The sequence below is a fragment of the Streptomyces sp. NPDC102490 genome, assembly GCF_044765285.1.
Taxonomy (GTDB): Bacteria; Actinomycetota; Actinomycetes; order Streptomycetales; family Streptomycetaceae; genus Streptomyces.
Genome location: NZ_JBIWJU010000007.1, coordinates 1 through 22,660 on the forward strand (window position 1 = coordinate 1; position 22,660 = coordinate 22,660).

Consider the following 22,660-nt stretch of genomic DNA (forward strand, 5'->3'; position numbering starts at 1 on the left):
GACCAGTCCACCGCCGGCGTCGGCTCATCCACATGCAACGTCCGCGGCACCACCCCGTGCCGCATCGCCAGCACCATCTTGATGACCCCGGCCACGCCCGCCGCACCCTGCGTATGACCGATGTTCGACTTCAACGACCCCAGCAGCAGCGGTTCCTGGTCCGCGTCCTCCGAGCGCGCCTGGCCGTACGTGGCCAGCAGGGCCTGGGCCTCGATCGGGTCGCCCAGCCGCGTGCCGGTGCCGTGGCCCTCGACGACGTCGACCTCGGCCGGGGACAGCCCCGCACTGGCCAGCGCCTGCCGGATCACCCGCTGCTGCGAGGGACCGCTCGGCGCCGTCAGCCCGTTGGAGGCACCGTCGGAGTTCACCGCGCTGCCCCGGACCACGGCCAGCACCGGCAGGCCCCGCTCGCGTGCCACCGACAGCCGCGCCAGCGCGAGCATGCCCACGCCCTCGGAGAAGCCGGTGCCGTCCGCCGCCGCCGAGTAGGCCTTGCAGCGGCCGTCGCCCGCGAGGCCGCGCTGCCGGGAGAACTCCACGAACACGCTGGGGCCGGACATCACCGTGACGCCGCCCGCCAGCGCGATCTCGCACTCCCCGCCGCGCAGGGCCTGCTCCGCGAGGTGGATCGCCACCAGGGACGAGGAGCAGGCGGTGTCCAGCGTCATCGTCGGGCCCAGCAGGCCCAGCGCGTAGGAGATGCGGCCCGACGCGACACTGGTGGTGCCGCCGGTGAGGACGAAGCCCTCCAGGTCGGGTGTCTCACCCGGTCGGGGCATGTACTCCTGCGGGATCACGCCGACGAACACACCGGTGTCGCTGCCGCGCAGCGAGGCCGGGTCCAGGCGGGCGCTCTCCAGCGCCTCCCAGGAGGCCTCCAGGAGCAGCCGCTGCTGCGGGTCCATCGCCGCGGCCTCCCGCGGCGAGATGCCGAAGAACTCGGCGTCGAAGCCGGTGGCGTCGGACAGGAACCCGCCCCGGGTGAGGTAGGTGGTGCCGGGCGTGGCGGGGTCGGGGTCGCTCAGCCGGTCGATGTCCCAGCCGCGGTCGGTCGGGAAGTCGCTGAGGGCGTCCCGGCCGTCGCGGACCAGCTCCCACAGTTCGTCGGGCGTGCGGGCGTCGCCCGGGAAGCGGCCGGCCATGCCGACGATCGCGATCGGCTCCCGTGCGACGGCCTCCGCGTCGCGCAGCTTCTGCTGCGCACGCTGAAGGTCGGTCGTGACACGCCTCAGATACTCCCGAAGCTTCTGCTCATTGGACATCCCGGGGCCCCCTTTCGTTCGTACGGGCAGATCGCGCGGTCGGCTGGGATCACGCGGTGTCGAGTTCGCCGTCGATGAAGTCGAAGAGTTCGTCGTCGGACGCCGCGCTCAGGTCCCGCTCCCCGCCCTCGTCGCCGGACGGGACGAGGCGGCGCAGCACTTCCTCCAGCTGCCGGGTGAGCAGACCGCGTTCGCCGTCCTCCAGGTCGGCGACGACGAGCCGGTCCAGTTCGGCCACGACCGACCGCACGCTCGTCTCCTCGGTCGGCACCAGCAGTTCGTCCAGGTACGCGGCGAGTTCGGCCGGTGTCGGGTGGTCGAAGACGACCGTGGGCGGCAGCCGCAGCTCGGTGGCGTTGCCGAGCCGGTTGCGCAGCTCCACCGCCGTGAGCGAGTCGAATCCGAGTTCCTTGAAGGCGCTCTCCTCGTCGACGGCCGTGGCCTCGCTGTGGCCGAGGACCAGTGCCGCGGACTCCTGGACGAGGTGCAGCAGTTCCTTGCGGCGCTGCCGGGCGGGCAGTTCCACCAGGCGGGCCGCCTGGGTGGCGGTGGCACTCGCCGCCGCCGCGACCCGGCGCCGGACCGCCGGTGTGCCCGGGTCGAGCGCCGACAGCACGTCGGGCACAGGGGTGCCGCCGCGCCGCAGGCGCGCCACGTCGACCGGCACCGCCGTCACCGTCGCCCGGTGTGTGCCGAGCGCGGCGTCGAACAGGGCGAGGCCCTGCTCGTCGCCGATGGCGTCCAGGCCCATCCGGGCCAGCCGTTCCCGGTCGGTGCCGCTGAGGTGGCCGGTCATCGCGCTGACCCGCTCCCACAGGCCCCACGCGATGGACAGGGCCGGCAGCCCTTCGTCACGCCGGTGCTCGGCGAGGCCGTCGAGGTAGGCGTTGGCCGCGGCGTATCCGCCCTGGCCCGCGTTGCCCAGGACGCCCGCCGCCGAGGAGAAGAGCACGAACAGCGACAGGTCCTGGTCCCGGGTCAGTTCGTGCAGGTGCCACGCCGACCGCGCCTTGGTCCGCAGCACGGTGTCGAGGTCCTCCCGGGTCAGCGCCTCCAGCACGCCGTCGGACAGTGCTCCGGCCGCGTGCACCACCCCGGTCAGCGGCGGTGCGGCGGCGATCAGCGCGGCCAGGGCGGCGCGGTCGGTGACGTCGCACGCCTCGACCGACACCTCGGCGCCCAGGGCGCGCAGTTCCGCGGCCAGTTCGGCGGCGCCCTCGGCGGCCGGGCCGCCACGGCTGGTCAGCAGCAGCCGTCGTACGCCGTGCTCGGCGACCAGGTGCCGGGCCACGAGGCCGCCGAGCACACCGGTCCCGCCGGTGATCAGCACCGTTCCCGCGGGGTCGAGGGGCGCGGGCACCGTCAGCACGATCTTGCCGATGTGCCGGGCCTGGCTGAGGTGGCGGAACGCCTCGGGCGCGCGGTGGACGCTGTACGTGGTGAGCGGCATCGGCCGCAGCGCGCCCTGATCGAACAGGACGCGGATCTCCTCCAGTATCTCGCCGAGGCGGTCGAATCCGGCCTCCATCACGTCGAAGGCCCGGTAGCGCACCCCGGGGTGCCGCTCGGCGATCTCCTCGGGGTCGCGGATGTCGGTCTTGCCCATCTCGATGAACCGTCCGCCGCGCGGCAGCAGGGCCAGCGACTCCTCGACGTGTTCCCGGGCCAGCGAGTTGAGCACCACGTCGACGCCCCGGCCGCCGGTGGCGTTCGCGAAGTGGGCGGCGTAGCCGAGGCTGCGGGAGTCGGCGAGGTGGTCGTCGTCGAAGCCCCAGGCGCGCAGCACGTCCCGCTTTCCGGCGCTGGCGGTGCCGAACACCTCAACGCCCCAGTGCCGGGCCAGTTGCAGGGCCGCGAAGCCCATGCCGCCGGTCGCGGCGTGCAACAGCAGCGACTCGCCCGCCGTGAGCCCGCCCAGGTCGGCGAGTCCGTAGTACGCCGTCAGGTAGACCACCGGCACTCCGGCGGCCTGCGCGAACGACAGCCGCTCGGGCATCCGGACGACCAGCCTGCGGTCGGAGATGGTGACGGAGCCGAGGCCGCCGGTGAACAGGCCCATCACCCGGTCGCCCGGGGCCAGCCCGGTGACCTCCGGGCCGACGTCCAGGACGACTCCGGCGCCCTCGCCGAGGGAGGACCACTCGTCGGGTGCGACCATGCCGAGTTCCAGCAGCACCGCCTTGAAGTTCAGGCCGCCGGCGCGGACGGCGACCCGGACCTCGCCGGGTGCCAGGGGTCGCAGCACCTCGGGGCAGGCTTCGAGCGCCAGGCCGTCGAGGTCGCCGCGGTAGGTGAGGGACAGCCGCCAGGGCTGGTCGGCCGGTGCGGTCAGCGCGGGCGACGCGGCGGCGCGGGCAAGCCGCGGTACCGCGGCCAGTCCCGCCCGGACGGCCAGTTCGGGGTGGCCCGCGGCGATCGCGGCGGGCAGCGCGGCACGGGTGTCCGCGCGGTCGTCGGCGTCGATGTGGCGGATCCGGCCGGGGTGTTCGCTGCGCGCGGTGCGCAGCAGCCCGGTGACCGCGCGGTGCGTCAGCTCGTCCGCCCGGGTGAGCACGACGAGCGGGACGTCGGCCACGCTCTCGTCCGCGAGCCAGGCGCGTACGACGTCCAGCGTCCGGGCGACGACGTCCTCCAGCTCGCCGGTGGGGCAGGTCCACAGCGCGGCGCTCACCGTCCGCGGCGCGGCGGGGCGGTCGAGGCCGTCGGGCGCCAGCGTGATCCAGTCCGGCTCCGGGGGCGCCTGCGGCAGCTCGACCGGCAGCAGGTCCAGGCCGAAGAGCGCCGAGAGGTCCGTACGGGGCCGTCCGAGCGCGCCCGCGTCCACCGGCCGCAGGGCCAGTGCCCCCACCGAGGCCACGGCCTGGCCGGAGTCGTCGGCCACCAGCACGGAGACGGTGTCCGGACCGGCCGGGGACAGGCGTACCCGGACCGTCCGGGCGCCGGTGGCGTGCAGCCGTACGTCGGTCCAGCCGAACGGTATGCGCAGGCCGTCCGGCCCGGTGAGACCGGCCGCGTGCAGCGAGGCGTCCAGCAGCGCCGGGTGCACTCCGAAGCCGGCGACGTCCTGGCCCTCGGGCAGTTCGACCGAGGCGTAGAGCACGTCGCCGTCCTGCCAGGCGGCGCGCACGCCGCGGAAGGCGGGGCCGTAGGTGTAGCCGCGCTCGGCGAGGGACTCGTAGAACCCCTCCACCGGTACGACGACGGTGCCCGGCGGCGGCCACTCGGTGAGCGTGCCGGGGTCCTCGGACTCCTCGGCGCTCAGCAGGCCCTCGGCGTGCCGGGTCCACTCCTCCAGGCCGCTCGGGCTGGTGTACACGCTCACCGGGCGTCCGTCGGCGGTGGCCGGGCCGATCACCACCTGGAGGTCGAGGTCGCCGTCGAGGGCGACCGGTGTCTGCATGGTCAGCTCGGCGAGCCGGCCGCAGCCGACCTGGTCGCCGGCGTGCAGGGCGAGTTCGACCAGCGCGGTGCCGGGCAGGATCACCGACTCGCCGACCCCGTGGTCGGACAGCCAGGGCTGCGCGGTCCGGGAGAGCCGCCCGGTGAGCAGGAGCGTGTCCGCGTCCGCCGTGCGCACCACCGCGCCGAGCAGCGGATGGTCCGCGCTGCGCAGGCCCAGGGAGGTGGCGTCACCGGCGGGTGCGGGCTCCTGGAGCCAGTAGCGGCGACGCTGGAACGGGTGGGTGGGCAGGTCCGCCATGGCGGGCTCGACGTGCCAGTCGACGTCGACGCCGGTCACGAACGCCTTGGCCAGTGCGGTGTGCCAGCGCTCCGGGCCGCCGTCGTCGCGGCGCAGCGACTCCAGAACGACGACCTCCGTCTCCGCCTCCTCGGCCGTCGCGGCGATCGCGGTGGTGAGGACGGGGTGTGCGCTGACCTCGACGAAGGTGCGGTGGCCCTGGTCGAGCAGGCTGCGGGTGCCGTCGGCGAAGGCGACGGTCCGGCGCAGGTTGCGGACCCAGTACTCGGCGTCCAGTTCGGGACCGGCCACCAGCTCGTCGGTGACCGTCGAGTGGAAGGGGACCGTGGTGGGGCGCGGCCGGATCCCGGCCAGCGCGGTGGTGATCTCGTCCCGCAGCGCCTCGACGTGCGCCGAGTGCGAGGCGTAGTCCACCGGGATGATCCGGGCGCGGACCCCGTCCGCCTCGCAGGACGCCACGAGGTCGGCCAGGTCGGCGGGCGTGCCCGAGACGACCGTGCTGCCGGGCCCGTTGACCGCGGCGATCTCCACCGCGCCGTCGTAGCGCTCGATGCGCTGCGCGGTGCCGGCCGCGGAGAGCTGGACGGACGCCATGCCTCCGGTCCCGGCGAGCCGGGTGATGGCCTTGCTGCGCAGGGCGACGACGGCCGCGGAGTCCTCCAGGGACAGCGCGCCGGCGACGTACGCGGCGGCGATCTCGCCCTGGGAGTGGCCCAGCACCGCGTCGGGGGTCACGCCGTGGTGCTGCCACAGCGCGGCGACCGAGATCATGACGGCCCACAGGGCGGGCTGGACCACGTCGACCCGTTCGAGCGGGCCGGCGAGTTCGTCCAGGAGGTTCCAGTCGACGTGCGGGGCGAGGGCTTCGGCGCAGGCGTCCAGCTGGGCGCGGAAGACGTCCGAGTCCCGGTACAGGCCGAGGGCCATGCCGGACCACTGCGCGCCCTGGCCGGGGAACACGAACACCGTTCTGCCGCGCGGGCGGGCGACGCCGGGCAGGACCTGGGGGGCGGGCCGGCCGTCGGCGAGCGCGAGGAGTCCCGCCATGGGGTCGTCGCCGGTCACCGCGGCGCGGTGGGCCAGCTTGGGCGCGCGGGTGGCGAGCGCCGCGGCCACGGGGGCGTCGGGGTGGGCGCTCATGTGGGCGTGCAGCTGCCGCGCCCGGTCGGCGAGCGCCTCCGGGGAGGCGGCGGACAGCAGCAGCGGCACGCCGTGCGCGGCCGGTGCGGCGGGGGTCTGCTCGGCCTCGGCGGTCTGCGGCGCCTCCTCGATGATCACGTGTGCGTTGGTGCCGCTGATCCCGAAGGCGGAGACCGCGCCGCGGCGCGGGCGCTCGCTCCGGGGCCAGGCGCGCGCCTCGGTCAGCAGCTCCACGGCGCCCGACTCCCAGTCCACCGCGGGTGTCGGCTCCTCGGCGTGCAGCGTCTTGGGCAGCAGGCCGTGCCGGAGGGCCATCACCATCTTGATGACGCCGCCGGCCCCGGCGGCGGCCTGGGTGTGGCCGATGTTGGACTTCAGCGAGCCCAGCCACAGCGGCTGGTCCGCGGGCCGTTCCCGGCCGTAGGTGGCGAGCAGGGCCTGTGCCTCGATCGGGTCGCCGAGGCGGGTGCCGGTGCCGTGCGCGTCGACGACGTCCACCTCGGACGGCGCGAGCCCGGCGTCGGCCAGGGCTCGGCGGATGACGCGCTGCTGGGCGGGGCCGTTGGGCGCGGTGAGGCCGTTGGAGGCGCCGTCGGAGTTGACGGCGCTGCCGCGGATCACGGCGAGCACCGGGTGTCCGAGCCGCTGGGCGTCGGAGAGCCGCTCCAGCACCACCATGCCGGCGCCCTCGGCCCAGCCGGTGCCGTCCGCCTGGGCGGAGAACGCCTTGCAGCGGCCGTCGGCGGCGAGCCCGCGCTGGCGGGAGAACTCGATGAAGGTGTCCAGGGTGGGCATCACGGCCGCGCCGCCGGCCAGCGCCAGCGAGCACTCGCCCGCCCGCAGCGCCCGGCTCGCCAGGTGCATCGTCACCAGGGACGAGGAGCAGGCCGTGTCGACGGTGAGCGCGGGGCCCTCCAGGCCGAGCAGGTACGCGATCCGGCCGGAGGCGACGCTGGCCGCGCTGCCGGTTCCGCCGAACCCGTCGCCGCCCTGGCCGGACTCCTCGGCGCCGACGCCGTAGCGCTGGCCGCCGTGGCCCATCAGACCGACGAACACCCCGGTCTCGCTGCCCCGCAGCGACTGCGGGTCCATCCCGGTGCGCTCCAGCGCCTCCCAGGAGGTCTCCAGCAGCAGCCGCTGCTGCGGGTCCATGGCCAGCGCCTCGCGCGGTGAGATCCCGAAGAACTCGGCGTCGAACTCGGCGGCGTCGTGGAGGAATCCGCCGCCGCGGGCGTAGAAGGTGCCGGGCACCCCGGGGTTGGGGTCGTACCGGCCGTCCACGTCCCAGCCGCGGTCGGTGGGGAAGGCGCCCACCGCGTCCCGGCCGTCGGCCACCAGGTCCCACAGCCCTTCGGGCGAGACGACGCCTCCGGGGAACCGGCACGCCATGGCGACGATCGCGATCGGTTCGCTGGCCGCCCGCTCCAGCTCGTGCAGCCGCTCGCGCGTGTCCTGCAACTCACCAACGGCCTGCTTGAGGTAGTTCCGTAGCCTGCCCTCGTTCTCCATCGTCTCGTCACTCCTCGGGCCGAGTACTCAACTTGGCCAGTTAAGCGTTCATGGGTGGTGGGGAGCCGGGTCCACGAAACCCAGACCGGGCGGTGAATCTGGCCCCTCGGACCAATGGACGGGTCGAAGGTCATCCGGCCGCTTGGCACAGACTCGGCAGGTCGTGCTGCTGGGCCGCCTCGGTGAGCGGGTCGAGGGAGATCGGCTCCAGGGTCATCCGGCTGGCGTGCGACTGCCCCGCGCCCCAGCCGGGGCGCCGGCGGAACAGCTCCGGCCGGGCCGCGGCGACCACCAGCAGGGGCATCGGATCGGGCGAGTCCAGCAGGTCCTCGACCAGCTGGAGCACCGCGTTGTCGGCCAGGTGCAGGTCGTCGGCGAGCAGCACGACCGGCAGCTGACCGGTGAGATGGGCGACGCGACGCGTGGTCATCGGAGCACCGGATTCCAGGCGCACGGTCACCGCGTTCTCCACCCGGCGTTCGAATTCCGCGAGGAGGCTCGACTTGCCCGCTCCGGGGGCGCTCTGCACCACGACCAGGTGGGGTCGGGAGCGTCGGCGCACCCGCTCCAACAGGCTGTTGAGGACGCCCAGTTCGGGGTCCCGGTCGTGGGATTCCGGCCGGGCGAAGGGACCGAACACGCGCCCCTGAGCGGTCCACCGTGGCCGGAAACCGACCTCGCGGGCGTACCGGACGGTGGTGCCGGTCAGTTCCCGGGTGCGGTCGCACACCACGATCTGCGCGTCGTCGGCGATCTGCAACAGGGACTCGCAGGCGACGAGCTGGGCCCCGGCGACCGGCGGCCGCTCACGCGAGGCGTCGCCCGGGGCGGCCGGGGCGTCGCGCGTCGACACCGCCATCCGCCACCGGAGCCGTTCGCCGCCCGGTACGTCGTAGGGGATCCGGGTGCGCAGCGACAGCGCCGCGGACACCGCGCGCTCCGCGGCCCGGCCGGCGTCGCCGTGCCGGAGCGTGGCGGAGCGGAACAGGGCCAGCATGACCGAGCCGGTCGACCCGGCGATCACCCCGTCGAACCGCTCCACCTGTTCGCGCACGGTCGCCGCCGTGCGCTCCAGGGCCTCGCCCACGTCGGTGTACCGGCCGGCCGACCCGAAGTCGACGCGTACCAGCAGCGCGCTGACGCTGCTCCGGTCGCCGCCCGGAGCCGGGGACGGGCGGACCAGCTGGACCGGCCGGAGCACCGGCCGCCCGCGTTCCGGTTCCTGCCGCCCGGCCCCGGACCCGGCCTCGGACCCGCCGCCCGGTGTCAACCGTGCGGGGCCGGCGGGCGCCGCGAGCGAGGGGTCGTGCACCAGCAGCGCGTGCTGCAACTGGCGCAGCTCGCGCCCGGGTTCCAGGCCGAGCTGCTCGGCCAGCCGCACCCTCAGCCGCTGGTAGGCGGCGAGCGCGTCGGCCTGCCGGCCACTGCGGTACAGGGCGAGCATCAGCTGGTGGACGGGCCGCTCGCGCAGCGGTTCGGCCTCGGTCATGGCCTCCAGCGGGCCGAGGACGGCATGGTGGCGGCCGTTGGCCAGCTCGGCCTCGTAGTAGTCCTCCATGGCGTCCAGCCGGGCGTGCTGGAGCGCGGTCAGCTCCGCCCAGGAGTGCCCGGTCTCCACCAGGTCGGCCAGGGGCTGCCCGCGCCACAGCGCGAGGGCCTCCCGCAAGGCCGCCGCCGCGGCGGCCGGCCGGCCGGCGGCCAGCTCGGCGCGCCCGGCCTGCGCCCTGCGGTGGAAGCGGAACATGTCGACCTGCTCCGGGGCGACCTGGAGCTGGTAGCCGTGCGCGCACGTCAGCAGGGCCGGCGGGCGCGCGTCGGCACGCTGGAGTCCGGCGAACGTGACGCGCAGGGCCCGCACCGCGTTCTGCAGTATCTTGCGTGCCGTCGCGGGGGCCTCGGCGGCGCCCCACAGCCCTTCGAGCAGCTTGCTGGTCGCCACCTCCCGGTTGGCGTTGAGCAGCAGCAGTCCGAGCGTCGCACGCCGGCGGTCGCCGCCGAGTGGGATCTGCTCCTCGCCGTCCATCAGGCGCAATGGGCCCAGAATCAGGAACTCCACGACATCCCCCGTAGTCTGTCTGTGTTCGGCTTCTGTCGAACGAAGGTTTCCGCCTAGGACCACTGGGTCTGTGACCCGCCGGCGAACGGTTGGGGCGCGATGACGGTCATGGTCGCCGGGGGGTCCTGCCGGACCGGCTCCAGGTGGAGGCACTCGGTTCCCTCGGCCGGGGAGAACGCGGCGAGGCAGTCGCACTGCGCGGTGGTGAACCCCGCGAAGCGGTAGGCGACTTCCATCATCCGGTTGCGCTCCGTGCGCTTGAAGTCGGCGACCAGGTGCACCCCGGCCCGCGCCGCGGCGTCGGTGAGCCAGCGCAGCAGCACGGCTCCGGCGCCGAACGAGACGACCCGGCACGACGTCGCCAGCAGCTTGATGTGCCAGGCGCCCGGGGTCCGCTCGATCAGCATGACCCCGACCGCGCCGTGCGGTCCGAAGCGGTCGGCCATCGAGACCACGAGCACCTCGTGGTCCGGGTCGGACAGCAGGGCACGCAGCGCCGCGTCCGAGTAGTGCACCCCGGTCGCGTTCATCTGGCTGGTGCGCAGGGTGAGTTCCTCGACCCGGGTGATCTCCTCGCCCCGGGCCTTGCCGATCCGCATCTCCAGATCGAGCGAGCGCAGGAAGTCCTCGTCGGCGCCCCGGTGGCTCTCCCGTTCCCGGTCCCGCTCGAAGCCCGCCTGGTACATCTGGCGGCGCCGGGCCGCGTCGACGGTGACCACCGCCGGGCTGAACTCCGGCAGGCCGAGCAGCGCGCCGGCCTGTTCGGCCGGGTAGCACCGCACGTCCGGCAGGTGGTAGGCGACTTCGGCGCGCTCGGTCGGCAGGTCGTCGATGAACGCGATGGTCTTCAGCGAGAAGTTCAGCCGCTCGGCGATGCTGCGCACCGAGTCGGACTTCGGCCCCCAGCCGATGTGCGGCAGGACGAAGTACTCGGCCAGCCCCAGCTGCTCCAGCCGGGCCCACGCCTCGTCGTGGTCGTTGCGGCTCGACACCGACTGGAGCACGCCGCGCGCGTCCAGCTCCATGACGATCTTGCGGATCGTGTCGTCGACCTCGACGACCCCGTCCTCGACCAGGGTGCCCTTCCACAGTGTGTTGTCGAGGTCCCAGACCAGGCACTTGACGATCGGTGGCGTTTCGGACATGTCTCAACCCCCTCGGCAGAGCCGCTCAGACCGCTGTCGCGGCCGCGTGGTCGGCGAGTATCAGCTGGCAGATCTCGTTGCTGCCCTCGATGATTTCCATCAACTTCGCGTCCCGGAAGGCCCGTTCGACCACGTGGCCGCCCGAGGCCCCCGCGGAGGCGAGGACCTGTACGGCGGCGGCCGCGCCGCGGGCCGCGTTGCCCGCGGCGACGTGCTTGGCGAGCACCGACTGCGTCACCTGGTCCGGCGAACCGCTGTCCCAACTGCGGCTCGCCTGCTCGCAGGTGAGCGTCGCCGTGCGTTCCGCGGCGTACAGCTCGGCGAGGTGCCGGGCGACGAGCTGGTGCTGGAGCAGGGGCTTGCCGAACTGCTCGCGCTCGGCGGCGTGCCGGGCGACGGCCGCCAGGCAGGCCCGGAGGATGCCGACGCAGCCCCACGCCACCGACAGACGGCCGTAGGTCAGCGCGATGGTGGTCAGCATGACGATCGGCTGGCCGGCCACCGCGAGCAGGTGCTCGGCGGGCAGCCGTACCTCGTCGAGCACCACGGTCGCGTGGCCGGCGGCGCGGCAGCCGAGCGGCTCGGCCACCCGCGTCACCCGGACCCCGGGCGCCGAGGACGGGACCACCGCGACGGCGCCGCCGTCCTGGTAGCGCCCGAACACCACGATCCAGTCGGCGTAGTGGGCGACCGTGATCCACGTCTTGGTGCCGTTGACGACGATCTCGTCGCCCTCGCGCCGGATCTCGGTGGCCATCGCCGCCAGGTCGCTGCCGGCGCCCGGCTCGCTGAACGCCACCGCGGCCAGGTCGCCGCCGGTGAGCCGGCCGATGTACCGCGCCCGCTGCGCCTTGTCGCCGAATCGGCGGATGGTGTGGGCGGCCATGCCCTGCGAGGTCATCACGCTGCGCAGCGAGCTGCACAGCGCGCCGGTGTGCGCGGTCAGCGCCGCGTTGTCCAGGCCGGACAGTCCGAGACCGCCGAACTCCTCGGCCGCCTCGGCGCACAGCACGCCCTTGGCGCCGAGGCCCCGCAGGACCTCCATCGGGATCTCGCCCGCCACGTCCCACTCGCCCGCCGCGTCGCCGACCGTCTCGGTCACCAGCGCGCTCAGTGCCTCGGGCACCGTCGCCTCAGGCACCGTCACCTCCGGCGCGCAGCCGCGTCACCAGCACGGTCATGGACTTCACGGTGCGGAAGTTGTCGATGGCAAGGTCCGGGCCCTCCACCGCGACCCCGAAGGCGCCCTCCACGAACACCACCAGCTCCATCGCGAACAGGGAGGTGACCGCGCCGGAGGCGAACAGGTCGACGTCCGGCTCCCAGGTCCGCTTGGTCTTCGCCTCCAGGAACTCTCCGATGCGCTGCTCGATGGCGTCGACCGTCAGCTCGGTTGTCGAGTCCGTCATGAGAAATCCCTTCCTACTGCGCCTAGTTCTTGCGTGCCAGGGTGATGCCGTCGGCCATGACCAGCATGGAGAGCTCCACCCGGTCGTCGACGTGGAGTGCGGCGTTCAGCTCACGGATGGCTTCCGTGTCGGCGTCGTGCGCCTCGGGATCGGCGACGCGCCCGAAGTAGAGGGTGTTGTCGAGCACGACCAGGCCGCCGGGCCGCAGATGGGCCAGCGCCTGTTCGTAGTAGCGGGCGTAGCCGGTCTTGTCGGCGTCGACGAAGACCAGGTCGAAGGTCTCCGGCCCGCGGTCGGCGAGCAGGTCCCGCATGGTCTCGGCGCCGTCGCCGAGCCGCAGCTCGATCCGGTCCGACACCCCGGCCCGCTCCCAGTACCGGCGGGCGATCCGGGTCCAGCGCTCGCTGATGTCGCAGGTGACGATCTGCCCGCCGGGCGGCAGCGCCCGGGCCATGCACAGCGTGCTGTAGCCGGTGAACGTGCCGACCTCCAGCACCCGTTCGGCTCCGGTCAGCCCGACCAGCAGGGCGAGCAGCTGCCCCTCCTCGGGCATGGTCACCATGGCGTTCAGCGCGGGCATGAAGGCCGTCTCGGCGACGAGGTCACGCAGGATCTCGTCGTCGCGCAGCGACACGGAGCGCACGTAGTCCAGGACGCGCTCGTCCAGTTCCACCTGGCCGGCCATCAGCCCACCTCGTAGTCGTAGAAGCCGCGCCCGGTCTTGCGGCCGTAGTGGCCCTCGGCGACCTTGCGCAGGAGCACCTCGCTCGGGCGGCAGGACTCGTCCCCGGTGCGCTCGTGCAGCACCCGCAGGGAGTCGACAAGGTTGTCGATGCCGATGAGGTCGGCGGTCCGCAGCGGGCCCGTGGGGTGGCCGAGACAGCCCTCCATCAGGGCGTCCACGTCCTCGACGGTCGCCCGGCCCTCCCCCACGACGTTCGCCGCGTCGTTGATCATCCGGTGCAGCACCCGGCTGGTGACGAAGCCCGGGCCGTCGCCGACGACGATCCCCCTGCGGTCCAGGACGGACAGGAGGTCCTCGACCGCCGCCATCGCCCGCTCACCGGTCCGCGGTCCGCGGACCACCTCGAGCGTCTTGATGAGGTACGGCGGATTCATGAAGTGGATACCGGCCAGGTCCTCCGGGGCGGGCAGCCGGCCGGCGAGTTCGTCGACCGGGATGGACGAGGTGTTGGTGACCCGCAGCGTCCCCGGCGCGACCGCGGAGGCGATCTCCTGGTGCACCTTGGCCTTCAGTTCGGCCACCTCGGTGATCGCCTCGATCACCCAGGTGGCGTCCGCCGCGGCCGACGCCGTGTCGGCCAGTTCCAGCTCTCCGACCGGTCCGGTGCGCGGCAGGGCCCCGACCATGTGGGCCATCCTCAGCTCGTTCCGGATGCGGGCGCGTGCGGTGCCCAGCCGCTCCTGGTCCACGTCGACGAGCAGGACCGGCACCCCCCGTCCCAGGGCGAGGGTCGCGATACCGATGCCCATGACGCCGGCGCCGAAGACCGCGAGCCGCGGCGTGCCCCCGTCCCCGCTCACCGGTCGATCACTTCCGGCCGTCCGGTGTCATGAACGACAGATCCACTCATCAGAACCTCACCTCTGCAGTGACAGGCTTTCGGGAGGGAAGCAGGCGCGCACGGCAAATCCGGCCGCAGCCGCGGATGAACGCGGAGAACAGACGTCAGTCCCTTCGGGGAGTCGCCCCGGAAACCGACCGGATGTCATCATCGTCGATGACGTGAACGCGACCCGATCTCAGCAGTTAACCGTGCATGAATGCACGGGGAGGGCACTCCACACATGGGCCGTCCCACCAACACATCTCTGCACGCTCCCCCGATGTTCGGCGCAAAACCTCGTTGAACTCCGCCAACAGCCTATGAGTCTGGGCCAGAAGACGAGCGGACTCCACCCCATAACCGCTCATCAAGTTGCACTTCCACTTCATGAACCTTCCCCGACCCATACGCGGCAAGGATCGGGGAAGATTGCCAAGGGGGGCGCGGTCCTCAGTCCACCCTGTGAACACGCGGTACGATGCCGTGCGGGACGCGGGGGCCGGCCGGGCTAGGCGTCGCCGTCGAGGTTGGCTTCTTTGACCAGATAGCCGAACTGGAATCGGCTCGCCGCGCCGAACATCTGCATGACCTGACCGATGTGCTTGCGACAGGTCCGGACGGAGACGCCGAGACGGCGGGCGATCGCCTCGTCCTTGGCGCCGGAGATCAGCATTCTGACGATCTCCTTCTTCATGTCGTCGCTGATGACGTCGATTTCGGCGCGTCGGGTGTCGAACTCCTTGGCCGTCGCCCAGACGTGCTCGAAGCAGGAGTGGAGGAAGTCGACGATCGAGCGTTCCTGCACGACGACGGCGCCGTCCTCGTCGCCCTCCGCCGCCTCGCCCTCGTCCGCGCCGTCCGCCGGTATGTAGGCCGCGGTGCGGTCGAAGATCGTGATGTCGCCGAACAGCGCCCCCGCGGTGCGCACCTCGGCACCGGAGTCGATCAGGAAGGCCGCGTTCTCGCGGGTCTCCGCGTCGAACCGGGCCGCGTGCTGATAGAGGACGCGCATGCGCACGCCCCGGTCGAGCATCTGCAGGGTCCAGTTCCGGACCTCGGCCAGCCTTTCGGCCGTGCACGCGCTGCCGGGCTGCATACAGACGACTTCTTTGGCCGTGTTCGCCGCCACCTCGGACAGCATCATGCGGACCGCGTCCGGCGTCTTCACGATGCCGGAAGAATTGGTGTATCCACCACCGAACTTGCTCGACCGAAACAGCACGGAGAGCCGCTCCATGTCGTTGCGCAATCGGCTCACCGCCATTTTGCGCTCCAGGAGTTCCAGCTCTCCCAGGGTGAGCACCTGAGCGGAGGCCACCGCCGGGTCCGCCGGGACGAATGCACCCCCTCGGTCACCGCGCGGCCGGACGAGCTGGAAGTCCAGGAGCGCGGCGACTATGCGCTCGCCCTCCGCCGCCGTGAATTCCAGTTCGCGTGCGATGTCATCGACAGAGAATCCCTCCGCGCCTTTCCCTAAGCTCCATTCATAGACTTCGAAAACCCCGGGAACCGGATTGGAGAACAAAGGCACTCCAGAATTCGTCAGGAATGTGTTCAATTTTCCTCACGACGAGACCCTACCCGACCACCGGCGGATCTACCATCACGCCAATACGCGACATACCTCACTCGGCCGCCTTAAGCGATTCATTGCTCTTCGCAAGGAAAAGGCCGCATTCGCGAAAAAAGAGGCGCATTGAGCAGCATAAGAGGGAATGCACCGCTTGCCCGTGGGAGCGACACACGGGAAACGTTCCTGCGGAACGAAAGGTTCCGGCGGACCGAACCGTTCCGGTCACGCAACGGGGACGGCCCCCGGGCAGCCGAGGCCGCCACGAGGGCGCAGAAGAAGGGGAACCGGGATGCGGCTATCCGACGAGGCGGTGGGCGGCCGCCGGCGCGAGCGCGACGATGCGGTTGCCCTGCCGCGGCAGCACCCCGCCCGGCCTGAGCCGCTTCTCACCGGTCTCGGTGAACGACCCGAGCCTGCCGCGGTGGAACACCAGGGGGTCCGGCTGGTCCGGGTTCACCCGCAGCCCGGTGACACCGGCGATGAGGATCACGTGGTCGCCCGCGGCCTGCTCCGTCTCGATGGAACAGGACACCCAGGCGAGCGCGTCACTCAGCTGCGGACCGGCCGGCGAAGCGGTCCAGGAGGTCGAGGCGAACCGGTCCACGCCCTTCAGCGAGAACTGCTTGCACAACGGCCCCTGGTCCTCGCCGAGGATGTTGGCGCAGAACGTGCCGCTGCGCCGGAGATCGACCAGGGTCGACGACGTGTTCCCCGCGCAGAACATGACCAGCGGCGGCCGCAGGGACACGGACACGAAGGAGTTGCACGCCATGCCGACGGGCCGGCCGTCCTCGCCCGTGGTCGTGATGACCGTCACTCCGGTCGGCAGGTGCCCGAGGGTGCGCCGGAACTCCGTCGCGTCGAACGTGGCAGACATGACCGGCTCCTCAGTCGAGTGGTGGTCCCGCGAACGCCGGCCACTGCGGAGCAGCGCTCAGCCGTCACCACAAGCTTGCGGGACGGCGGCCCGCCCGGCGTTGGGCCCGGCCACCAAGACCGCCACCGGTCTTTGCGCCACGGACGCAGCCACCGGTCGACCACCGGCGCCGCCGGCGGCGCGCCTCACACGTTTCGGGCGGATGCGGAGGTGAAAACGTTCCTGCGCCAGGAGACCTGGTGGGGCGGGTGGGACTCGAACCCACGGCCGACGGATTATGAGTCCGCTGCTCTAACCGGCTGAGCTACCGCCCCTAGCGGCGTGTCGCGTACAGGTGTGCGCGCCGTCTGCCGCAGCATAGCCGCTCATACGATCTCCTGCCTCGGATGGTCGGCTTCCACGGCTGCCTTCATGACCTTGAAGACTCCGCAGCGTGCCGCGTGGTTCCCGGGACCTGAGAACACGTGAGGGGGACATGAAAAAGGACCCCGAAGGGTCCTCGTTCACGGTGCTCCCCCGACTGGACTCGAACCAGTAACCTGCCGGTTAACAGCCGGCTGCTCTGCCAATTGAGCTACGGAGGACCGAGCTCCCCGGACTGGACTCGAACCAGTAACCTGCCGGTTAACAGCCGGCTGCTCTGCCAATTGAGCTACCGAGGAATGTCGGTGTCGCATCGAACGCGTCTTCCTGGGTATCCGCCAGGGGGCGCGCGCTCGCTGCGACACATACATTAGCGCAAGCAGGGGGGTGCTCCGCCAATCGGTACTCGCCAGCACCCCGGAGCCAGTGAAGGGAAGGGTGGCCGCCATGCGTTACCGGCTCACGTTCGTCGTCGGACTAGCGGTGGGGTACGTGCTCGGCACGAAGGCCGGGCGGGAGCGTTACGAGCAGTTGCGGAAGTCCGCACAGCAGGTCGCGCAGAACCCGGCCGTGCGCAACACCGCGGAGTCCGCGGCCCAGCAGGGCAAGCACTTCGCCGACAAGGCGTACCACGTGGTGAGCGACAAGGTCGGTGACCGGATGCCCGACTCGGTGGCCCACCGGGTCCGCTCGCTGCGGGAACGCGGCAGCAACGGCAGCGGTCCCGACGACTGGGGCACCAGCAACACCTGAGGTCCCCGTACGGGCACCGCGGCCGGTGCGGCAGACTTTCGGGTATGGGGATAGTCGCCGGGTTGGACAGTTCGCCCGATTTCACTCGTATCGTCGTCTGTGATGCGGACACGGGTGCCGTGCTGCGCCAGGGCTACGCACGGCACCCGCTGGAGAGCCCCGAGGGCGGGGGCCGGCCCGCGGACGTCGATCCGCAGGCCTGGCTGCTGTCCCTCGGGGAGGCGGCCGGCGGCGGGCTCCTCGAGGGCGTGCAGGCCATCGGCGTCTCGGCGCAGGCCAACTCGGTCGTGCCGCTGGACGCCCAGGGCAACACCGTGCGCCCGGCCATGGTCGGCGGCGACAAGCGCACCCAGGTCGCGGCGGCCGACCTGATCGACGCGCTCGGCGGCCGTGAGGTGTGGGCACAGGCCGTGGGCTCGGTACCGCAGGCCGGGCAGCCCGTGACGAAACTGCGCTGGCTGGCGCGGAGCGAGCCGGAGGCCGCCGCGCGGACCGCCGTCCTGCTCCAGGCCCACGACTGGCTGGTGTGGCAGCTGCTCGGACGGCCGGCCCGGCGCACCACCGACCGGGGCGGGGCCTCGGGCACCGGGTACTGGTCGGCGGCGACCGGCGGTTACCGACCGGATCTGGTCGAGCTGGCGCTCGGGCACCAGGCGGTGCTGCCGGAGGTGATCGGCCCGGCCGACGCGGCCGGTACGACGCCGGAGGGGCTGCTGATCTCCGCCGGGACCGGCGAGACCCAGGCCGCCGCCTTCGGGCTCGGGATCGGCCTCGGTGACGCGGTGGTGTCGCTGGGCGCGTCCGGGTCCGTGATGGCCGTGCACACCGAGCCGCTCGTCGACCAGTCCGGGATGATCACCGCCCTGGCGGACGCCACCGGCATGCACCTGCCGGTCGTCACCACCCTGAACGCCGTACGGGCCCTGCGCGGCACCGCGGAACTGCTCGGGGTGCCGGACCTGGAGAGCCTGTCCGAGCTGGCGATGAAGTCGACGCCGGGATCGCACGGGCTGGTGCTGCTCCCCTATCTGGAGGGCGAGCGGACGCCGAACCTGCCGCACACCGCCGGGACCCTGGCCGGTCTGCGGCGTGAGTCGATGCGGCCCGAGCACCTGGCGCGGGCCGCGTTCGAGGGGATGCTGTGCGGTCTCGCCGACGCCCTGGACGTGCTGCGCGGCCGGGGCGTGGACGTGCGGCGGGTGTTCCTGCTCGGCGCGGCGGCCGAGCTGCCGGCCGTGCAGGCGGCGGCGCCGGCGCTGTTCGGGACGCAGGTCGTCGTGCCGCAGCCGGCGGACTACGCGGCGATCGGCTCGGCCCGCCAGGCGGCCTGGGCGCTGGGCGTCTCCCGGGGCACGCTGGACCCGCGCACTCCCCCGGCCTGGCAGGGCGCGGTCGCGCAGGTCCTGGAGCCGGGCGAGGAGCTGGCGGTGGGGCAGGCCGTGCGCCAGCAGTTCGTGTCGGTGCGCGAGCAGACGCACCCGGGCGCGCTGTGAAGCGGAGGCTTACCGCCCGTAGGCCGGAATTTGCCGCGCTCTTGGGTTAATCGGTTGAGGTAACGCGGGTGGAGTGTTCGACGATAGGGGCCAGGGGCAACCAACCGCGGCCCCTGTCGCCGACTCCGAGAGACCCAGTGTGCTCATACGACTGCTGCGGGCCCATCTCAGGCCCTACAAGAAACCCATCGCCCTGCTGGTGGCGCTTCAGTTCCTCCAGACCTGCGCCTCCCTGTACCTGCCCACCCTGAACGCGCACATCATCGACGAAGGCGTCGTGAAGGGTGACTCGGGCTACATCCTGAGCTACGGCGCCCTGATGATCGGCATCTCGCTGGCCCAGGTGGTCTGCAACATCGGTGCCGTCTTCTACGGCGCGCGCACCGCGTCCGCCCTCGGCCGGGACGTGCGGGGTGCCGTCTTCGACCGGGTGCAGTCCTTCTCGGCGCGCGAGGTGGGCCACTTCGGCGCGCCCTCGCTGATCACCCGGACCACCAACGACGTGCAGCAGGTCCAGATGCTGGCCCTGATGACGTTCACGCTGATGGTGTCGGCGCCCATCATGTGCGTGGGCGGCATCGTGATGGCGCTGGGCCTGGACGTGCCGCTGTCCGGGGTGCTGCTCGGAGTCGTGCCGGTGCTGGCGATCTGCGTCACGCTGATCGTGCGGAGGCTGCGCCCGCTGTTCCGGACGATGCAGGTGCGCCTGGACGCGGTGAACCGGGTGCTGCGCGAGCAGATCACCGGCAACCGCGTGATCCGCGCCTTCGTGCGCGACGAGTACGAGCAGCAGCGCTTCCGGAAGGCCAACACCGAGCTGACCGAGGTGGCCCTCGGCACCGGCAACCTGCTCGCGCTGATGTTCCCGGTGGTCATGACGGTGGTGAACCTGTCGTCGATCGCGGTGGTCTGGTTCGGCGCCCACCGGATCGACAGCGGCGGGATGCAGATCGGCGACCTGACGGCGTTCCTCGCCTACCTCATGCAGATCGTCATGTCCGTGATGATGGCCACCTTCATGTTCATGATGGTGCCGCGCGCCGAGGTGTGCGCCGAGCGCATCCAGGAGGTGCTGGAGACCGAGAGCAGCGTGGTGCCGCCGGTGGCGCCGGTCACCGCGCTGCGCCGGCACGGGCACCTGGAGATCCGGGAGGCGGGCTTCCGCTACCCCGGGGCCGAGGAGCCGGTGCTCCGGAGCATCGACCTGGTGGCCAGGCCGGGCGAGACGACCGCCGTCATCGGCTCGACCGGCAGCGGCAAGTCGACCCTGCTCGGTCTGGTCCCGCGGCTGTTCGACGCCACCGACGGCCAGGTGCTGGTCGACGGGGTGGACGTGCGGACCGTCGACCCGAAGACCCTGGCCAAGGTGGTGAGCCTGGTGCCGCAGAAGCCGTACCTCTTCGCCGGCACCGTGGCGACCAATCTGCGCTACGGCAATCCGGACGCCACGGACGAGGAGCTGTGGCACGCGCTGAAGGTGGCGCAGGCCAAGGACTTCGTCTCCGAGCTGGAGGGCGGGCTCGACGCGCCGATCGCGCAGGGCGGCACCAACGTGTCCGGCGGTCAGCGCCAGCGCCTGGCCATCGCCCGGACGCTGGTCCAGCGCCCGGAGATCTACCTCTTCGACGACTCCTTCTCCGCCCTCGACTACGCCACCGACGCGGCGCTGCGGGCCGAGCTGAGCCGGGAGACCGCCGAGGCGACCGTGGTGATCGTGGCGCAGCGGGTGGCGACCATCCGGGACGCGGACCGGATCGTCGTACTGGACGAGGGGCGGGTGGTCGGCATGGGCCGGCACCACGAGCTGATGGCGGACAACGAGACCTACCGGGAGATCGTGCTCTCCCAGCTGACGGAAGCGGAGGCTGCCTGATGGCCGGGCCTGCGGGTCGCATGATGGCCGGGGGCGGCCCCGACCAGCGTTCGATGGACTTCAAGGGGTCGAGCAAACGGCTCGTCGCCCAGTTCCGGCCGGAGCGGGCGACGCTGTTCACGCTGCTGGCGTGCGTGGTCGTCAGCGTCGGCCTCAACGTGGTCGGGCCGAAGATCCTCGGCCAGGCCACCGACCTGGTCTTCGCGGGCATCGTCGGGCGGGACATGCCGTCCGGGGCCACGAAGGAGCAGGTGCTGGCCGCCATGCGGGAGCGCGGTGACGGCAACGTCGCCGACATGCTCCGCAGCACGGACTTCACCCCGGGCCAGGGCATCGACTTCGGCGCGGTCGGCGAGGTGCTGCTGGTCGCGCTGGCGACGTTCGCGGTGGCGGGCCTGCTGATGGCGGTGGCCACGCGGCTGGTGAACCGCGCGGTGAACCGGACGATGTTCCGGCTGCGCGAGGACGTGCAGACGAAGCTGTCGCGGCTGCCGCTGTCGTACTTCGACAAGCGTCAGCGCGGCGAGGTGCTCAGCCGTGCCACCAACGACATCGACAACATCGGGCAGACGCTCCAGCAGTCGATGGGCCAGCTGATCAACTCGCTGCTCACCATCATCGGCGTGCTCGCGATGATGTTCTACGTCTCCTGGATCCTGGCGCTGGTCGCGCTGGTGACCGTGCCGCTGTCCTTCATGGTGGCCACCCGGGTGGGCAAGCGGTCGCAGCCGCAGTTCGTGCAGCAGTGGCGCTCGACGGGGCAGCTGAACGCGCACATCGAGGAGATGTACACCGGGCACGCGCTGGTGAAGGTGTTCGGGCGGCAGGAGGAGTCGGCCCAGCAGTTCGCCGAGCAGAACGACGCGCTGTACGAGGCCGGGTTCAAGGCGCAGTTCAACAGCGGGATCATGCAGCCGCTGATGATGTGCGTGTCCAACCTGAACTACGTGCTGGTCGCGGTGGTGGGCGGCCTGCGGGTGGCCTCGGGCCAGCTGTCCATCGGTGACGTGCAGGCCTTCATCCAGTACTCCCGGCAGTTCTCCTTGCCGCTGACGCAGGTCGCGTCGATGGCGAACCTGGTGCAGTCGGGCGTGGCGTCGGCGGAGCGGATCTTCGAGCTGCTGGACGCCGAGGAGCAGTCGGCGGACCCGATCCCGGGCGCCCGGCCCGAGGACCTGCGCGGCCGGGTGGCACTGGAGCACGTGTCCTTCCGCTACGACCCGGAGAAGCCGCTGATCGAGGACCTGTCGCTGACGGTGGAGCCCGGCCACACGGTCGCCATCGTCGGGCCGACGGGCGCGGGCAAGACCACGCTGGTCAACCTGCTGATGCGGTTCTACGAGGTGTCCGGCGGGCGGATCACCCTGGACGGCGTCGACATCGCGAAGATGTCCCGGGACGAGCTGCGGGCCGGGATCGGCATGGTGCTCCAGGACACCTGGCTGTTCGGCGGCACCATCGCGGAGAACATCGCGTACGGGGCGGCGCGGGAGGTCACCCGCGGGGAGATCGAGGAGGCCGCGCGGGCCGCGCACGCCGACCGGTTCGTGCGGACGCTGCCCGAGGGCTACGACACGGTGATCGACGACGAGGGCACGGGGGTGAGCGCGGGTGAGAAGCAGCTGATCACCATCGCGCGGGCGTTCCTGTCCGACCCGGTGATCCTGGTGCTCGACGAGGCGACGTCGTCCGTGGACACCCGGACGGAGGTGCTGATCCAGAAGGCGATGGCGAAGCTCGCGCACGGGCGGACGTCGTTCGTGATCGCGCACCGGCTGTCGACGATCCGGGACGCGGACACGATTCTGGTGATGGAGGACGGGGCGATCGTGGAGCAGGGGGCGCACGCGGAGCTGTTGGCCGCGGATGGCGCGTACGCGCGGTTGTACAAGGCGCAGTTCGCGGAGGCCATGGCCGAGGTGGGGTGAGGGGTTGCCCG

At 72.1% G+C, this 22,660-nt stretch carries 14 protein-coding genes and 3 tRNA genes; 4 read left to right on the plus strand and 13 right to left on the minus strand.

From position 1 onward, the window contains the following. The 13 genes from ACIRGB_RS17000 to ACIRGB_RS17060 all read right to left on the minus strand — a co-directional run. Positions 1-1,262: beta-ketoacyl synthase N-terminal-like domain-containing protein (locus ACIRGB_RS17000; RefSeq protein WP_403864919.1), on the minus strand; the 1,262-nt coding region annotated here is incomplete at its 3' end. A 49-nt stretch (positions 1,263-1,311) separates the two neighbouring features. Next, a complete protein-coding gene (locus tag ACIRGB_RS17005) occupies positions 1,312-7,611 on the minus strand; it encodes an SDR family NAD(P)-dependent oxidoreductase (RefSeq protein ID WP_403864922.1) in 6,300 nt (2,099 codons plus the stop codon). A 130-nt stretch (positions 7,612-7,741) separates the two neighbouring features. Beyond that, entirely contained in the window at positions 7,742-9,667 is a 1,926-nt protein-coding gene (locus ACIRGB_RS17010) for a BTAD domain-containing putative transcriptional regulator (RefSeq protein ID WP_403864925.1), read from the minus strand. A gap of 53 nt (positions 9,668-9,720) precedes the next feature. Beyond that, positions 9,721-10,812: an HAD-IIIC family phosphatase gene (locus ACIRGB_RS17015; protein ID WP_403864928.1), complete on the minus strand. Its 1,092-nt coding sequence runs from the start codon at positions 10,810-10,812 to the stop codon at positions 9,721-9,723. A gap of 25 nt (positions 10,813-10,837) precedes the next feature. Then, positions 10,838-11,938, minus strand: coding sequence for an acyl-CoA dehydrogenase family protein (locus tag ACIRGB_RS17020; protein ID WP_403866012.1), 1,101 nt, complete (start codon positions 11,936-11,938; stop codon positions 10,838-10,840). 7 nt (positions 11,939-11,945) lie between these two features. After that, complete coding sequence (locus ACIRGB_RS17025; protein WP_403864931.1) at positions 11,946-12,221, minus strand: acyl carrier protein; 276 nt, start codon at positions 12,219-12,221, stop codon at positions 11,946-11,948. Between the two features lie 22 nt (positions 12,222-12,243). Further along, the gene (locus ACIRGB_RS17030) at positions 12,244-12,906 is read right to left on the minus strand and encodes an O-methyltransferase (RefSeq protein WP_403864934.1); all 663 of its coding nucleotides are present in this window, start codon (positions 12,904-12,906) and stop codon (positions 12,244-12,246) included. Then, the gene (locus ACIRGB_RS17035) at positions 12,906-13,766 is read right to left on the minus strand and encodes a 3-hydroxyacyl-CoA dehydrogenase family protein (protein WP_403864936.1); all 861 of its coding nucleotides are present in this window, start codon (positions 13,764-13,766) and stop codon (positions 12,906-12,908) included. The genes ACIRGB_RS17030 and ACIRGB_RS17035 overlap by 1 nt, the downstream gene beginning before the upstream one ends. A gap of 531 nt (positions 13,767-14,297) precedes the next feature. Next, entirely contained in the window at positions 14,298-15,314 is a 1,017-nt protein-coding gene (locus ACIRGB_RS17040) for a LuxR C-terminal-related transcriptional regulator (RefSeq protein WP_403864939.1), read from the minus strand. A gap of 343 nt (positions 15,315-15,657) precedes the next feature. After that, positions 15,658-16,239, minus strand: a complete 582-nt coding sequence (locus ACIRGB_RS17045) for a flavin reductase family protein (protein ID WP_403864942.1) — start codon at positions 16,237-16,239, stop codon at positions 15,658-15,660. A 237-nt stretch (positions 16,240-16,476) separates the two neighbouring features. Next, positions 16,477-16,553: transfer RNA gene (locus tag ACIRGB_RS17050), tRNA-Ile, on the minus strand. A 197-nt stretch (positions 16,554-16,750) separates the two neighbouring features. Continuing rightward, positions 16,751-16,823, minus strand: a tRNA-Asn gene (locus tag ACIRGB_RS17055). 5 nt (positions 16,824-16,828) lie between these two features. Further along, positions 16,829-16,901: transfer RNA gene (locus ACIRGB_RS17060), tRNA-Asn, on the minus strand. A gap of 148 nt (positions 16,902-17,049) precedes the next feature. Here ACIRGB_RS17060 and ACIRGB_RS17065 point away from each other — a divergent pair. The 4 genes from ACIRGB_RS17065 to ACIRGB_RS17080 all read left to right on the plus strand — a co-directional run bounded on the left by ACIRGB_RS17065 (position 17,050) and on the right by ACIRGB_RS17080 (position 22,649). After that, positions 17,050-17,355, plus strand: coding sequence for a YtxH domain-containing protein (locus ACIRGB_RS17065; protein WP_403864945.1), 306 nt, complete (start codon positions 17,050-17,052; stop codon positions 17,353-17,355). Positions 17,356-17,399: 44 nt separating this feature from the next. Further along, positions 17,400-18,848, plus strand: coding sequence for an FGGY-family carbohydrate kinase (locus ACIRGB_RS17070; protein WP_403864948.1), 1,449 nt, complete (start codon positions 17,400-17,402; stop codon positions 18,846-18,848). A gap of 139 nt (positions 18,849-18,987) precedes the next feature. Continuing rightward, positions 18,988-20,721, plus strand: coding sequence for an ABC transporter ATP-binding protein (locus ACIRGB_RS17075; RefSeq protein WP_403864951.1), 1,734 nt, complete (start codon positions 18,988-18,990; stop codon positions 20,719-20,721). Then, complete coding sequence (locus ACIRGB_RS17080) at positions 20,721-22,649, plus strand: ABC transporter ATP-binding protein (protein ID WP_403864954.1); 1,929 nt, start codon at positions 20,721-20,723, stop codon at positions 22,647-22,649. Before ACIRGB_RS17075 ends, ACIRGB_RS17080 begins: the two co-directional genes overlap by 1 nt. Positions 22,650-22,660: the final 11 nt, after the last annotated feature.

Coding starts and splice junctions, on each gene's coding strand:
- ACIRGB_RS17015 (WP_403864928.1), bottom strand. CDS start 10,812: ATGTCCGAAACGCCACCGATCGTCAAGTGCCTGGTCTGGGACCTCGAC.
- ACIRGB_RS17065 (WP_403864945.1), top strand. CDS start 17,050: ATGCGTTACCGGCTCACGTTCGTCGTCGGACTAGCGGTGGGGTACGTG.
- ACIRGB_RS17030 (WP_403864934.1), bottom strand. CDS start 12,906: ATGGCCGGCCAGGTGGAACTGGACGAGCGCGTCCTGGACTACGTGCGC.
- ACIRGB_RS17080 (WP_403864954.1), top strand. CDS start 20,721: ATGGCCGGGCCTGCGGGTCGCATGATGGCCGGGGGCGGCCCCGACCAG.
- ACIRGB_RS17025 (WP_403864931.1), bottom strand. CDS start 12,221: ATGACGGACTCGACAACCGAGCTGACGGTCGACGCCATCGAGCAGCGC.
- ACIRGB_RS17045 (WP_403864942.1), bottom strand. CDS start 16,239: ATGTCTGCCACGTTCGACGCGACGGAGTTCCGGCGCACCCTCGGGCAC.
- ACIRGB_RS17005 (WP_403864922.1), bottom strand. CDS start 7,611: ATGGAGAACGAGGGCAGGCTACGGAACTACCTCAAGCAGGCCGTTGGT.
- ACIRGB_RS17070 (WP_403864948.1), top strand. CDS start 17,400: ATGGGGATAGTCGCCGGGTTGGACAGTTCGCCCGATTTCACTCGTATC.